At 43.2% G+C, this 14839-nt stretch carries 14 protein-coding genes; all 14 read right to left on the minus strand.

Translation table 11 applies throughout. From position 1 onward, the window contains the following. Nucleotides 1-143 precede the first annotated feature (143 nt). The 14 genes from parC to NR125_RS00205 all read right to left on the minus strand — a co-directional run bounded on the left by parC (nt 144) and on the right by NR125_RS00205 (nt 14827). Complete coding sequence (parC, locus tag NR125_RS00140) at nt 144-2594, minus strand: DNA topoisomerase IV subunit A (protein WP_256814582.1); 2451 nt, start codon at nt 2592-2594, stop codon at nt 144-146. Then, nucleotides 2591-4573 (minus strand): DNA topoisomerase IV subunit B, encoded by a 1983-nt coding sequence (gene parE / locus NR125_RS00145; protein ID WP_372675445.1) that lies wholly within the window; start codon nt 4571-4573, stop codon nt 2591-2593. The genes parC and parE overlap by 4 nt, the downstream gene beginning before the upstream one ends. A gap of 314 nt (nt 4574-4887) precedes the next feature. Beyond that, complete coding sequence (locus tag NR125_RS00150; protein ID WP_192908573.1) at nt 4888-5301, minus strand: CoA-binding protein; 414 nt, start codon at nt 5299-5301, stop codon at nt 4888-4890. A 71-nt stretch (nt 5302-5372) separates the two neighbouring features. Beyond that, nucleotides 5373-6233: a GNAT family N-acetyltransferase gene (locus tag NR125_RS00155; protein ID WP_256814584.1), complete on the minus strand. Its 861-nt coding sequence runs from the start codon at nt 6231-6233 to the stop codon at nt 5373-5375. 69 nt (nt 6234-6302) lie between these two features. Beyond that, nucleotides 6303-7640, minus strand: coding sequence for a 5'-deoxyadenosine deaminase (locus tag NR125_RS00160; RefSeq protein WP_251264884.1), 1338 nt, complete (start codon nt 7638-7640; stop codon nt 6303-6305). Further along, nucleotides 7637-8809, minus strand: coding sequence for a M20 family metallopeptidase (locus NR125_RS00165; RefSeq protein ID WP_251266489.1), 1173 nt, complete (start codon nt 8807-8809; stop codon nt 7637-7639). The genes NR125_RS00160 and NR125_RS00165 overlap by 4 nt, the downstream gene beginning before the upstream one ends. Beyond that, nucleotides 8809-9432, minus strand: a complete 624-nt coding sequence (locus NR125_RS00170; protein WP_009334680.1) for a DUF1989 domain-containing protein — start codon at nt 9430-9432, stop codon at nt 8809-8811. The genes NR125_RS00165 and NR125_RS00170 overlap by 1 nt, the downstream gene beginning before the upstream one ends. Nucleotides 9433-9452: 20 nt before the next feature. Next, a complete protein-coding gene (locus NR125_RS00175) occupies nt 9453-10136 on the minus strand; it encodes a cyclase family protein (RefSeq protein WP_256814587.1) in 684 nt (227 codons plus the stop codon). Nucleotides 10137-10202: 66 nt separating this feature from the next. Continuing rightward, nucleotides 10203-12014, minus strand: coding sequence for an adenine deaminase (gene ade / locus NR125_RS00180; RefSeq protein ID WP_019379975.1), 1812 nt, complete (start codon nt 12012-12014; stop codon nt 10203-10205). 3 nt (nt 12015-12017) lie between these two features. Further along, nucleotides 12018-12293 carry a EutN/CcmL family microcompartment protein gene (locus NR125_RS00185; protein ID WP_019379976.1) on the minus strand — a complete coding sequence of 92 codons (276 nt, stop codon included), beginning with the start codon at nt 12291-12293 and terminating at the stop codon, nt 12018-12020. A 13-nt stretch (nt 12294-12306) separates the two neighbouring features. Further along, nucleotides 12307-13038: a hypothetical protein gene (locus NR125_RS00190; protein ID WP_019379977.1), complete on the minus strand. Its 732-nt coding sequence runs from the start codon at nt 13036-13038 to the stop codon at nt 12307-12309. Nucleotides 13039-13040: 2 nt separating this feature from the next. Beyond that, the gene (locus tag NR125_RS00195) at nt 13041-13325 is read right to left on the minus strand and encodes a BMC domain-containing protein (protein WP_009334686.1); all 285 of its coding nucleotides are present in this window, start codon (nt 13323-13325) and stop codon (nt 13041-13043) included. Nucleotides 13326-13348: 23 nt separating this feature from the next. Further along, complete coding sequence (locus NR125_RS00200) at nt 13349-13762, minus strand: BMC domain-containing protein (RefSeq protein ID WP_009334687.1); 414 nt, start codon at nt 13760-13762, stop codon at nt 13349-13351. Between the two features lie 105 nt (nt 13763-13867). Next, complete coding sequence (locus NR125_RS00205) at nt 13868-14827, minus strand: hypothetical protein (protein WP_019379978.1); 960 nt, start codon at nt 14825-14827, stop codon at nt 13868-13870. Nucleotides 14828-14839 lie beyond the last annotated feature (12 nt).

A 14839-nucleotide genomic window follows, 5' to 3' on the forward strand; every position in this document is an offset into this window, starting at 1 on the left:
TTTTCTGAATTATTAATTTACAAGAATCTATCGGATTCAGTCCCTCTAAATAATCGGGAGCCATTAAAGAGCACGAACTACTATCCCTTTAACATAATTATAAGCAGACAAAAAACCCCTGCATTAACAGGGGTTTTTTAATCTTATTCAGTCACGTGGCTGTCATCTACTTCCTTGACTTCAGCCTTCCAGATGCATTTTGCTTTACCGCTTTCGGATTCGTCAATGATGAACGATCCATTGGAATATCTGTCATTAAAGCGGATGGATGAAGCAATAACTGCTTCAATATGGCCTTTTTCCGTTTCAATGTATATTTCATCTTTGCTTCTGACAATCACACACCCAACAATACGGTGAGGGTTAGATTTCAATTCACGAAGCATCACTACACCGCGCTTGGCACGGGAAGTCCGTTCAAATTCGCTCATCTTCATTTTTTTTATAGATCCTCGCTGTGTAACAATCACGACAGACTGCTCTTTCTGATCCTCAATTAGCTGAGCACCTGCGACAAAATCGCCGTCTTTAAGGTTAATGCCTTTAACGCCTGCTGCCCGGGCACCAACGATACTTACTTCCTCTTCATGGAACCAGAGGCCGAATCCCTGGTGAGTGGCAAGGAATATTTCCTTCGTGCCATCTGTTAAATAAACGTCAAGAACTTCATCAGTGCCTTTTACATTAACTGCCACAAGCGGCTTGGAATATCTTTGAGCTTTATAAGCTTTTAGCTCGGTTTTCTTTACCATTCCATTTTTCGTCATAAAGAGCAGGTATTCTTCCGTTTCAAAATCTTTAACTGGAATAGCCCGGACAATCGATTCATTCCGGTCGATCGGTATGATATTGGCAATATGCTGTCCAAGGTCCTTCCAGCGGATATCCGGCAGCTGATGTACTGGACAGTATAAATAGTTTCCTTTATTCGTAAACACAAGGAGAACATCGGTCGTATTCATATCAAGCTTTGCAATCAGCCTGTCTGAATCCTTCATGCCAAAATCCTGTCCGTTTGAGGCGGCAAACGACCTCTGGCTTGTGCGCTTGACATAGCCTTCCTTTGTTACCGTTACAATCACATCTTCACTGGCTACCAGAACTTCAAGATTGATCTTGATTTCTTCGATCTCCGCTTCAATTCTCGTACGGCGTTCATCGGCAAAACGCTTTTTGACATCTCTTAGCTCTTTTTTTATAACAGAGAATAGCTTCTTCTCACTTTCCAAAATGGATTTCAGTTCGCCGATTAGCTTAGCAAGCTCCTCAGCTTCTGCTCTTAAGGCAGTAATGTCTGTGTTGGTTAAGCGATAAAGCTGGAGGGAAACAATTGCTTCAGCCTGAGGTTCAGTGAACTCAAACTTTGCAATCAGATTATCTTTTGCATCCCGCTTATCTTTAGATGCCCGGATTGTCGTAATCACTTCATCCAGGATGGAAAGAGCCTTCATCAGGCCTTCAACGATATGCTGACGCGCCTCAGCCTTTTGCAGCTCAAACTGAGATCTGCGTGTAACAACTTCTTTACGATGGCCGATATAGGCATCCAGAAGCTCTCTTAAACCCATTAATTTCGGGTGACGATTGTGGATAGCAACCATATTGAAGTTATAAGGGATCTGCAAATCACTGTTTTTGTACAGATAATGAAGGACGCCTTCAGGATCTGCATCCTTTTTTAACTCAATCACAATCCGAAGGCCTGTCCGATCCGTTTCATCACGGACTTCGGCGATGCCTTCGACTTTCCGGTCCAGTCGGAATTCATCAATCTTCTTTACCAGATTGGCTTTATTCACTTCATAAGGAATTTCAGTTATGACAATTTGCTTTTTGCCTCCGCGCAAATCTTCGAATTCGGCCTTTCCGCGGACAATAATTTTTCCTCTTCCTGTTTCATAAGCTTTTTTAATTCCATCGACTCCCTGGATGATGCCTCCAGTAGGGAAATCAGGTCCTTTAATATGCTCCATCAGATCATCGATAGAACAATCCGGCTTATCCATCCGTAAAATAACCCCATCAATAATCTCATTTAAATGATGAGGCGGAATATCCGTTGCATATCCAGCAGAAATACCTGTTGAGCCATTGACTAGCAAATTCGGATAGACAGCGGGCAAAACGGTTGGCTCACTGGAAGTATCATCAAAGTTCGGGATAAATTCAACGGTTCTTTTCTCAATATCTCTCAGCAATTCGGAAGAAAGGGCCGATAATCGAGCCTCTGTATAACGCATGGCTGCCGGAGGATCTCCATCGATGCTCCCGTTATTGCCGTGCATTTCAACAAGAAGGTTTCGAACCTTCCAATCCTGGCTCATCCGCACCATGGCGTCATATACAGAAGTATCGCCATGCGGATGATAATTGCCGATTACATTTCCGACTGTTTTAGCAGACTTTCTAAAGCCCTTTTCGTGTGTATTGCCTTCTACATGCATGGCATAAAGGATCCGTCTTTGAACAGGCTTTAATCCATCACGAGCATCGGGAAGGGCACGATCCTGAATAATATATTTACTATAACGCCCAAAGCGGTCGCCTAATACATCTTCAAGAGGAAGGTCCCGGAATTTTTCAGCAGAACTCATGATTCATCACCCTCCTCCTCTAGCACTGAAATATTCTCATTTTCAAGTATGCTTCCATCTTCTTCAAGGCCGAATGCCACATTGGACTCGATCCATTTGCGGCGCGGTTCAACCTTATCACCCATCAATGTGGTCACACGGCGTTCAGCTCTTGCTGCATCATCAATCTTAACGCGGATCAGTGTGCGCGACTCTGGATCCATAGTCGTCTCCCATAGCTGATCGGCGTTCATTTCGCCAAGCCCTTTATAGCGCTGAAGCATATATCCCTTACCCACTTTTTTAATGGTATCCTGAAGATCATCATCACTCCATGCATACTCAATCACTTCTTTTTTGCCTGAACCTTTGCTGACTTTGTATAAAGGAGGCAGCGCAATGAATACCTTGCCCGCTTCAAGCAGCGGTTTCATATACCTGTAAAAGAAAGTGAGCAAAAGCACCTGGATATGTGCTCCATCGGTATCGGCATCTGTCATGATGATTACTTTATCATAGTTGACATCTTCCAGATTAAAATCTGCGCCAACGCCCGCTCCCACTGCATGGATAATGGTATTGATTTCTTCATTTTTAAAGATATCCTGGAGCTTTGCTTTTTCCGTGTTGATTACTTTACCTCTAAGCGGGAGCACAGCCTGGAAGCGCCTGTCCCTGCCCTGTTTAGCAGATCCCCCGGCAGAATCGCCCTCAACCAGGTACAATTCGTTTCTTTGCGGGTTGCGCGACTGTGCTGGTGTAAGTTTTCCTGAAAGCATGGCTTCAGATTTTTTCCGCTTCTTCCCGCTTCTTGCTTCCTCACGTGCTTTGCGGGCTGCTTCTCTCGCCTGGAAAGCTTTTATCGCTTTTTTAATTAATAGAGAGCTTGTCTCAGGGTTTTCTTCAAGGAAATAAGACAAATGCTCGGAAACAACTGAATCAACAGCAGACCGTGCTTCACTGGTCCCCAGTTTGCCTTTCGTCTGGCCCTCAAACTGCAAAAGCTCCTCCGGAACACGAACAGAGACGATAGCCGTGAATCCTTCCCGCAGATCCGCTCCATCCAGGTTTTTATCTTTCTCCTTCAGAAAATTCACTTTGCGGGCATATTCATTAAAAGCCCTTGTCATCGCTGTTTTGGACCCAGCCTCATGCGTACCGCCGTCTTTTGTGCGGACGTTGTTAACAAACGAAAGGACATTTTCCGAATATCCATCATTGAATTGAAAAGCAAAATCCACTTCAATTCCATTGCTCTCGCCTTCAAAGCTTACTACAGGGTGAAGAATATCCTTTTCTTCATTTAAATATTCAACAAATGCTTCTATGCCATTTTCATAGTGAAAAACGTCATGAAAGTCATTACGTTCATCTATGATTTCTATTTTCATTCCTTTTAGAAGGAATGCAGACTCACGAAGCCGCTCGCAGAGTGTTTCGTAATTATACGTGATAGTCGAAAAAATCGACGGATCTGGCTTAAAGTGGATGGTAGTTCCTGATTGATTTGTCTTGCCCACTTTTTCGAGCGTTGTAACCGGCTTTCCGCCCAGCTCGAAACGCTGTTCATACACAAAGCCATCACGTTTAATTTTAACAACAAGCCACTCTGAGAGGGCGTTGACTACGGATGCACCAACACCATGCAGTCCGCCGCTTGTCTTATAGCCTCCCTGGCCAAACTTTCCCCCTGCATGAAGGACAGTTAATATGACTTCTGGAGTCGGCTTGCCCATTCTGTGCATACCTGTAGGCATACCGCGTCCTTTATCTTGAACACTAATTGAATTATCTTTATGTATTTTGACAATGATATGATCCCCGTAACCTGCCAGCGCTTCATCGACAGCGTTATCGACAATCTCATATACAAGATGGTGCAAACCCCTTGCATCCGTACTTCCAATGTACATCCCAGGGCGTTTTCTAACAGCTTCAAGCCCTTCGAGTACCTGTATGGCATCATCATTGTAGTCAAAAGCTTCCTGATTTCTTGCCACGAACATACCCCTTTCATTTCCTGCAAAAACACATGCCGTCAAAATCTCGGCACTAAGAACACCCGTATGAGAATTCGGCTTTTAAGTCCATTTCCTTTGATATCCCAAGGCTAGAACAGATGTTCTGTATTCATATTTTACCATATAATTTAGGATGGTCTATGCTTTATTTTATCTATTTATTTGGTTTTGGCAAATAAGATCTTGGGATTTAAAAGATTTATCCTGATTATTTCCGTTACACAAACCCTTTATTTACAGGGATTCTATAAAAAATAAAAAACATGAGATCTTAAGCAGACCTCATGCTGAGTTTACTTCGTTAGTGCGTGTTCAACTTTAATGCAGCGGTCCATGATGACAGTGCAGCCTTTTTCTTTTAAAAAATCATATGCTTCCTGATTTGCCACTCCAAGCTGAGCCCAGAAGATATCAGCATCTATTTCGGCAAACTCCCGAGCAATTTCCGGAAGAAACTCTGAACGCCTGAATACATTGACGATATCTACATGCCCCTCGATCTCTTTAAGACTTGCTACAGCCTTTACACCAAGTACCTCTTCAACAGCCGGATTAACCGGGATAATTTCATAGCCGGCTTTTTGCATCGCCTCTGACACCATATAGGATGTGCGTTCAGGATTTCCGCTTAACCCCACAACAGCAATCCGCTTTGCCTTTTTTAATAGCACACCGATTTGGTCCCTGCTTGGATTTTCAATAGCCATTTTGTTCCCTCCAATTTTTCTGGTTAATTATATTTTACCTAAAATCTTAAAAGCGCACTAACTTATTGCTCTTATTCCCAAATATACAGCTTATAAAAACTCAATGACCTTTCAACTTTAAATCCTGCTTTTTTATAAAGAGACAGGGCTTTCTGGTTGGTTGTTTCCACACAAAGCTTAATGCTTGCGGCTCCAGCATTCACAAAAAGGTCATGAACCGCCATATCAAGCAATTTTCGTCCAATGCCCTTCTTGCGTTTACAGAATTTCACACCAATTAATTCAATGCTTCCTTCTTTTTCATCACGATTGTATTCTGCATATAAATAGCCATTTAATCCATCCGCATCAACAGATGTATAAACTTTGTGTTCGTCATTCAATCTTCCGATAATCTCTTTTCCTGAATAATATGTATGGGGAAACAATGTATCATACAAATGGATAAACTCGCTATGGCAGTGAGGCGGCAATAAACTGATATCTCTTAATTCATTACTGGGATTTCCTTTCAGTTCCATGTATGTCTGAGCAGATTGCGGCTTGAATCCGTTACTTAAAGCAAATTCGGCAGCAGTATGGTTGGCTGTATCCGCAAACAGAAAGTAAGAATGCAGGTTTCCTTCAAAATAATGAAGTGCTTTTTCCCATAAAAGTCTCATAAATTCAAATTCCTGAACAAAAGGACCCCATAATTCTGCTGTCCCTTTATTAAGATCAGCATCTACTCCCAGAAAGCCTGCAATTGCGCCATCCTTCCAGACAATAAATGCAGCTGATTCGGCATCACTATTCATTTCTTCCAGACTATGAAGAATATCGTTTTGGCTGGTCCCCAAATACCCTATATGACACTGGCGCAGAGAGTTCATTCCCGCAATAAACTCGGATGCCTGCACCAGATTTGCATGATCCAAAATGCCGGCTTTCACATCATCACTCCTCTTTACTATATTTTACCATAAAAAAACGGCTGATTTGCTTTCAGCCGAATTAGAAGATTAATAAACGGCTGTCTCTAATCTTTTAAGCAGCCTCTTTATGCTGATGTTCGCTTCTCTTAACACCATTTCTTTATCAACCGTTTTTAGCTTCCTATTTTCCATGACGATTTTCCCGTTTACAATGGTTGTTTCTACATCTGCTCGAGTGGCTGAATAGACAATCCTCGAGATGGTGTCGATATCAAATGACGGATACACATGAAAATCATTCAGATTAAGAATAGCAAGGTCTGCTTTCTTTCCGGGCTCAAGGCTTCCGATTTCCTTTTCCATTCCAACTGCTTTAGCTCCGCCGATCGTAGCCATTCTGAAGACTGTTCTGGCATTCATTGCTGTTGGTCCATGTACAGGCTTCTGAATGATTGCAGCCAATCTCATTTCATTGAACATATCCAGATTGTTATTGCAGGGAGCACCATCAGCACCCAGGCTGACAAAAGCCTGCTGATCCAATAAAGAAGGAATTTCTGCTACACCTGATGCCAGCTTTAAATTGGATCCTGGACAATGGCTGACCTTTACACCACGCTCTTTGATGATCCTTCTTTCTTCTTCATCTAGCCAAACACAATGCGCAAGAATCAGCCTTTCATTGGCAAGCCCAATGCTGTCCAAGTAAACTACATTCCGCATGCCTAATTCTCTTTCAACAAGCAGAATTTCATTGGCATTTTCTGATGCGTGCGTATGGACTCTTACATTGTACTGTGCAGAAAGATCCCTGACACTTTTCAGCAATTCCTCTGTGCAGGAAACTACAAAACGGGGACAGAAGGCATATTGTATTCGTCCATTATCGCTGTTATGCCATTTCTCAAGCAGATCTGCGCTTTGCTGGATGGACTTTAAGGTGTTTTCCCTTAACGGAACTGGAACTTCATCCCCCTTATCCATCATGACCTTTCCGGCAAGTGCCCGTATGCCGCTCTCGGCAATGGCCTGAAATGCATATTCGGTATGATTGACCGTTTCCATGTCCACCACAGTTGTTGTTCCGCTTTGAAGCAATTCACCAATCCCCAGCATGGCAGAATAATAGATGGATTCTTCATCATGCGAAGCCTCCAGCGGCCAGATTTTCTGTTTCAGCCAATCAAGCAGTTCAAGATCATCAGCCTGTCCTCGGAATAATGTCTGGCATAGATGTATATGTGTCTGGATAAATCCCGGTATGATTGTTTTTCCTGAAGCATCCATTACTTTATCAGCTTTATGTGTTAAACTCTGGCCAATTTCCACGATGCGGTCATCCACAATATAAAGGTCGCCGAAAACGATTTCTTCAGCTGCGTTCATCGTGATGATTTCAGCATTTTTTATCAGTATACTGCTCAACTTCTTCCTCCCCCTTGTACAGGACTTGCTTCTCCGGGCTCCAGTTTTCCATAAGTCATGATAAGCTGCTTGTAAAATTGAATGGAGCGCTGATAAGCCGCCAGACTCACGCACTCATTTGGCTGATGGGCAAGCTTTTCGTCTCCTGGGCCGTAAATCAAGGTAGGAATTTCACTCCTTGGATTAAGAACGGCACCATCTGTATAGTAGGACACCCCGTAATGGTTTGCTGGCGATTCGCCCTTAATCATTTGCGCTATTTGAATAATGTCCTCAGCAGGATCTGTTAAAATAGATGGACGGTCCAGGATGGTTTCAACACTGTATTTATAAATCTCTTCCTGATCCATCAGCAGATCAAGTTTGGATTTAAGCATGTTTATAAAACTGGAATGGGATTGAGGAGGGACGGTTCTTATATCTGCTCTGATGCTGCATTTATCTGGAATGACATTGGTCTGCACTCCGCCTTCAATCATGGTAACAGCCAGGCTGCTTTGTCCGAGTGGCTTCCTATCTGTCATCCATTCAATTTTCATTTCATCCAATAGCCGGACTATTTTAAGCATGTGATCTACTGCATTTATTCCCTGTTCGGGCATCGAACCGTGAGAGGTTTTTCCATATGCTGTTATTTCAAGCCAAAGAGCTCCCTTATGGCCAATCACAATTTTTTCATTTGTCGGTTCGGCAATGATTAGTGCATCGATTTTTCTGCAGTCATTCTCCTTTATAAAAGCCCTTGCCCCGCAGCTGTCGACTTCCTCCCCGGCTGTTGCCAAAAAAGTAACGCCAGCAGGGGGTACAGTACTCGTGAGATACAGCTCTTCCAATGCCAGGAACATCGCTGCAAGACCGCTTTTCATATCAGATGCTCCTCTGCCATATATGCGTCCATCTGCGATTTCACCTGAAAATGGAGAGTAAATCCATTCTCCCGTTCCAGGAGAAACGGTATCCATATGGCCGCATAAGACTAGCTGTTTACCGCTTTTTCCCGGAAGCGTAACTTCAAAATTGCTTCGAGTCTCATCAAGTATTGTCACTTTAAACGGCAGACCATTTTGTTTGCATCTGTTAATAAAAGCTTCAGTCACTAAATGTTCGTTTCCTGGCGGATTAGAGCTGTCGATTTGAAGCAGCTGCTGAAGAAACTGAATGTCATTCATTAATCCGCCTCCACTATTTGCATTTTAATAGGGGTCACTTTAAACCCATTAACCGGTGCCATGTCCTGGGAACAGGTTGTACAGGCAATGACAACATCGCACAATGCTTTCAGCCTTATGTAATCACCAGGCTTGGAAAGAGGCTCGGTAATGACATAATCACCAGCATCATCAAGGACATTATTCATAAATATATTGATGGGATCCGGAATGACAGGGGGGTGAATATCATACTTTTTCAAAGCAGCCGCAATATTATCATGGCAATTTGGGTGATCCTCTTTGCCAAAATCAACTTTATAGCGGTAATAATCACAAGCAGGAAAGAAGAAATCATGTTTTCCAACAGTGTCTTCCACTAGCTGCATCAGCGGGCGGCGGCGGTTGCTGTAAAGCCAATCTCCCGTTTTAAGCCGAATGCTGCTTAATGAGGCACGCATATGAACAGGTGAAACATGTTCCTCAGGATCTTTATAGTTAAAACAGACAAAATCCCCCACTTGTTTTCCTTCCATATCAATAATAATGAGCTCTTCTCCTTTGTGAATCAGGGCGCTTCTTCCTTCATAAGGGGGGATAATCATTTCGTCTCTGATCTTCCCCCTGTTAAAAACCTCTTTCATTTGATCACCAACCTTTGTTGTTATTCAATGAAAACGGCAACAGCACGAACTGGAGATCCCGTTCCTTTTCGAATCCTGAGCGGCAGTCCGAAATATAGAAATCGCATTCCTGCAATCTGATCGAGATTACAGAGATTTTCCGTATTGGTTATCCCATATTCCCGGCAAATGAGGTGCCCGGAATACTTCGGATCATCCGGATGGTCAATGGCCGGGGCATCGATGCCTATATTGACCGCACCTTTTTCAGCCAGCCATTTGGCTGCTTGATAATTCAGGCCCGTGTAGGTTGTGAGCCATTTGTCTGTACCATAAGAGCGATTATAGTGGCCGGTATAGAGGAGAACGATATCTCCTTTTTCAATAAATTGCTGTGATTTCCGCAATGCCGCCTCGAGATTACGGTCTGTAATATATCGATCAGGCTGGATGTGGGACACATCCAGGCAAACTGCGGGCCCGTAAAAATATTCAAGCGGCATTTCATCGATGTATTTGCCGTTTGGATCATATTCATAGGTTGCATCGCTATGGGTAGGGCCATGTTCATTGATTAATAGATTATTGGTTGCAAACATAAATCCCACTTGCTTTTCACTTTCTTCGTGAGAGATATTTGGGAAGATCATTGTTTTTTGATGAAGGGGAAAAACAGGCATTCCCTGATAAATTTCCTGCGTTAAATCGACTAATTTAACTCCCATGCTATTCCTCCTTGCCTGCTAATTTTTTTACTATATGAAAAGCGGCAGAGAACGCCGCTTTTAAGTTCAATTAATAATGGTCGGAATGACCTCAAATTTATCTACATCGATCAGTCCCATATCTGTAATTTTCCACTTAGGGCTTGTTACCAGTGACCAGAATGATAAATGCATAAACGGAACCTCCATGCCACAGCCAAGAACATCTTTTGCAAGCTGCGACAATTCGTCTACCTTTTCACTCATTTCTTTTCCAGTTAATTCGTCTGTCATTAAACCGCCAATCCTCAATGGCAGGTCACCGACTACTTTGCTATCCTTTATCATCGCTATTCCGCCATCCATTGCAATTACACGGTTCACCGCAGTTACCATATCTTCGTAGTTTGTCCCTGTTACGATGATATTGTGTGTATCATGGGCGACGCTTTCTGCAATGGCACCGCTTTTCAAATCGAAGCCATGCAGGAAAGTCTTACCGATTTTTCCTGTTCTGCCGTGGCGTTCTACAACCAGAAGCGGCAGCACATCCTGCTTTAGGCAAGGCAGCACAATGCCGTCTTTGACATTCAGAGTGAACTCGCTTCCGCCAGTTAAGTTCTGAAAAGGTATAGCTTCAATTGCCCTTACTTTTGCTCGGCTGCCTGAAGCCTCAATAGCCAGCTCCTTGAGTGTTACAGGTTTTCTCCTCACTGACTTTTTCACACTTTCCGGATATATGTAAGGAGCAATATCTATGGTTAATTCGCCTTTTTCAGCTGCTTTTTTTCCTGCAAGATATACCTGGTCAACGGTCATATTGTTCAGGTCGCTGATCACGACAACGTCTGCCCGTTTGCCTGGTGCAATTACCCCAACATCTTTAAAGCCAAAATGGGAAGCCGGATTTATGGTCGCCATTTGGATGGCCTCCACAGGATCAATGCCTACAGCAATAGTTCTGCGGACAATATCATTCATATGTCCGTAATTTAACAGATCAGCAGGCACCATATCGTCTGATACAAGGATTGCACGGCGGGAATCGAGCCCATCCTCTGTTATGGCACGGATACAGTCTGCCATATTTCTTTGGGAAGAGCCTTCACGCATGAACACACTTACACCATTGCGCAGCTTTTCGACAGTTTCTTCTTTTGTCGTAGTCTCATGGCAGGACACATGGTTCCCGCCACTGATAATATGAGCGGCAAGCTCTTTGCCAAACAATCCTGGTGCATTCCCTTCAACCGTTTTTCCTATGCTGTTTGCATACGAAACTGCGGCAACAAGGTCGTCTATTAATTCCGGGGCATGCTCATATACCGGCCTGATATTGCTGAAGCTCTGTATCTCTCCAATTCCCTGTACATTTGGGTCAGCCAATAGCTCTTTCATATCCTTGGAAGTCACATCAAAACCGGAGGTTTCAAGTCCGGGAGCATCAGGCACCGCGCAGGGAACCGTGAAAAGGATCCGGTTTGGAAGTGTCTTTGCTTCTTCAATCATCGCCTGCATCCCGTGAACCCCCAGGACATTTCCAATTTCATGCGGATCTCCAATCAGCGTGGTGGTCCCAGTCGGAATGGAAAGCTTGGAGAATTCCGTGCAAGTCAGCATTGCACTTTCAAAATGCATATGAGAATCAATAAACCCGGGACATACGAATTTCCCCTGAATGTTTTCCACTTTCGTTTTTGGCCCGATTAAGTCTTTTGCATCTCCCGCCATTAAAATATATTCACCTTTCATCGCAACGTCTGCTTCATAGATCTCCCGGGTGATGACATTGATGAAGTATCCTCCTTTCAGGACTACATCAGCAAACTGGCTGGAATCAAGCAGCACGTCAATAAGCTTGCGGTATTGCACTGCCTTTTTTATGTCTATTGCATCCATTTATTAACCCCCTGTCTCCCCTTCTACACTGTCAATAATTCCGATAATGGCCGCATCTATAGGAGCATCTTTATTTTGGACGGCTCTTGATGCCATGCTTCCAGTCACATATATGACCTTCTCTCCTATTCCGGCACCAACAGTATCAACGGTTATAATGGGGTTCGGTAACAGCGTGCCGTCCAATCCTACAGGCTGGGTAATTAATAATTTTGTGCCCACAAGATTATCATCTTTTCTTGTGGCAGTTACACGACCAACCACTATTCCCATTTGCATAAAGACCTTCTCCTTAATGTAGAATGATTTCGATCTTCAGTTCCTTTGCTGTATCTCTTGCAAGGGGGGTAATGATAGCCCCTTTTGGAACAGCTATTTGATCAAGCTTACTAAAGCGGGCAAACCGGACTGATTCATCGGTAATAACCGTTTTCTTCACATGCTGAACATCAAATTCTGCTTGTTGATGGAAATCTATTAATCTGATTCCAAGCATCTTCAGTTCTGTCATCTGCTCATTGAGCTTCCTTTTTAACATGTCGGGGCCTTTATCCATTCCTTTCAGTTTCCAATATTGGCTGAAGGGATCACCTCCAGCCTTTAAAGCCGTGATCCGTTTTCCCTTCAATAAGCCCTTTAGGATGATCTGCACAATTGGTCTCTTTTCGTTAAGGGACAGTATGTCTGTTATTAAAGAAAAGGATAGAATAGGCAAAAAGATCTCATCGAATTGATCAATTGGCTGGGCATGAAACGCTGTCGGAGAGATCCAATCGTCATTTCCAGTCAGATTAACTAACTCCTGAAGCGGAAATTGTTTTAGCATTTCCTCCTCAGCAGCCATTCTGAGTGTAATATCTTTCTTTGTTAACTTTTTCAAGTAAGAAAATCCTGGTTCCATCCCTATCATATGAGAGGTTAATAGAGCCAGGATGTGAGGTTTTCTGTCTCTGCAGCTGTCATTTCGCAGGTAAAGCTCCTGCAGAGTGTTTTTTGCCATAACACTCTGCTTTTTGCTGCTCATGCTTATTCACCGATATTTTTTGATAAAAGAGCTCTTTCAACTTCGCTGTGCGGCCTTGGGATGACATGTACCGAAATGAGTTCTCCAACTCTGCTGGCCGCTTCCGCACCTGCATCGGTGGCTGCTTTAACTGCTCCAACATCTCCTCTGACCATAACCGTTACAAGACCAAATCCCACTTTTTCATATCCGCAGATCTCCACATTAGCTGCTTTAACCATTGCATCCGCTGCCTCTACTGCGCCTACAAGACCTTTTGTCTCGATTAATCCCAATGCTTCACCCATTGTGTGTTTCCTCCTTAAATTTATTAACCTGATGATTTGTCTGTATCGTTAACATTAAAGTTGCTGCTCTCTTTTGCTTGCTTTTTTCTATTCGGGTTAACCTCTAGTCTGTTACCCCCTTGAGCATCATTTCCAGGATGCATATCTTCCAGCTTAAAATTCGGAAGCAGCTTCCCTGCTACTTCACTGTGGGCACGCGGGATGACATGAGCAGAAATTACTTTTCCAATTCTTTCTGCAGCACTAACACCAGCATCGACAGCAGACTTCACTGCCGCTACATCCCCGTTAAAATGGATTGTAACCCCCAGATAGCTCTCCACTCCTATTACTTTTTCAATTCCTACAATTTCTACATCTGCTGCTTTTACGGCTGCATCTGCTGCAGAAACTGCTGTTGAATAACCAACGGTTTCAATCAGTCCCAATGCTTGCAACTGGTAAATCCCCCTCCTATGAAATAGACAAATCATCTCTCCATGCCTATAAGATGCTTCCGGGATGAATAGTTTCTGATCTGTGACAGAGATGCTGGCTTACAACTAATTAATTCTGTCGAATTCCTTATGAAGCTGATCAGAGATGCGTGAAACATCATCATAGTGTCCATGAAGCAGCAAGTATTTCTTCTCTATTAAAAAATTGAAATGTTCAGAAGTGCTTTTTTTCATGTAACGGTCAAGGATCAAAATACCCGAATAATAGTCGATCCCTTCAATGACAGCCACACCGCCGATTGAAGAGTTCAGCCCCAATTGTTTAGTAAGCCATGGACTGGGGGATTTTTCTCTATAGATTTGAGTAGTTTTAAAGGATTTTTGGGAAAGTTTTTTAAAGAAGCTCTTTAAGGCGTTTAATAGTATCCCATGATTCTCTTCATATAGCTCCAGCGAAAAAGATTTCCCGCTGTTTTTGTCCCATGTCAGGCAATATCTTAAAGAAGGAAACTCTCTTAAAAGGTCATTCAGCATAAATAACTGCCCTGGCGTGCATTTTTCTGAAATGACTACACCGATTGAGGCTGTTTTTAATTCCCGCTGAAAAGAGCTTTCAAGAGCTGGATGAAGCTCTGAGAACAGCCAGACTTTTACACCCTCCGGCGTTTGTCCGATAAGCTGGCTTTCTCTTGCATTACGGTCAGGTTTTATATCAGCAAAGCCAGCATTGGAAGAAACCGGATGTTTCCCCTGTACCAGGGATAGGGTTTGAAGCTGTGCAATTTTTTCCTTAGCTGAAGACTTGGGTGCAGAATGAGAAACTGGTTGCCTTTTAAGGTTTTGATGTGGCTCTGCAGTCTTGACCGGTACTGAATGATGAACTGATATTCTTTTATTCATTTTTTCCTTCTGGTAATTTGGCCGGGTAATGCCCGGTATATTCTTCTTCGTTCCCTGCTGCCTGCTTGGGGGGGACTGGTTGGAAACCCCATTAATAGGATTTACTTTTGACTTGCCGTAAGGCTTCATCACTTCTTCTACAACACTTTTAATAAAGTCAGACACACATTATGCACC

It is taken from the genome of Cytobacillus sp. Bac17, from assembly GCF_024519925.1.
GTDB classification, from domain to species: domain Bacteria; phylum Bacillota; class Bacilli; order Bacillales; family Cytobacillaceae; genus Cytobacillus; species Cytobacillus pseudoceanisediminis.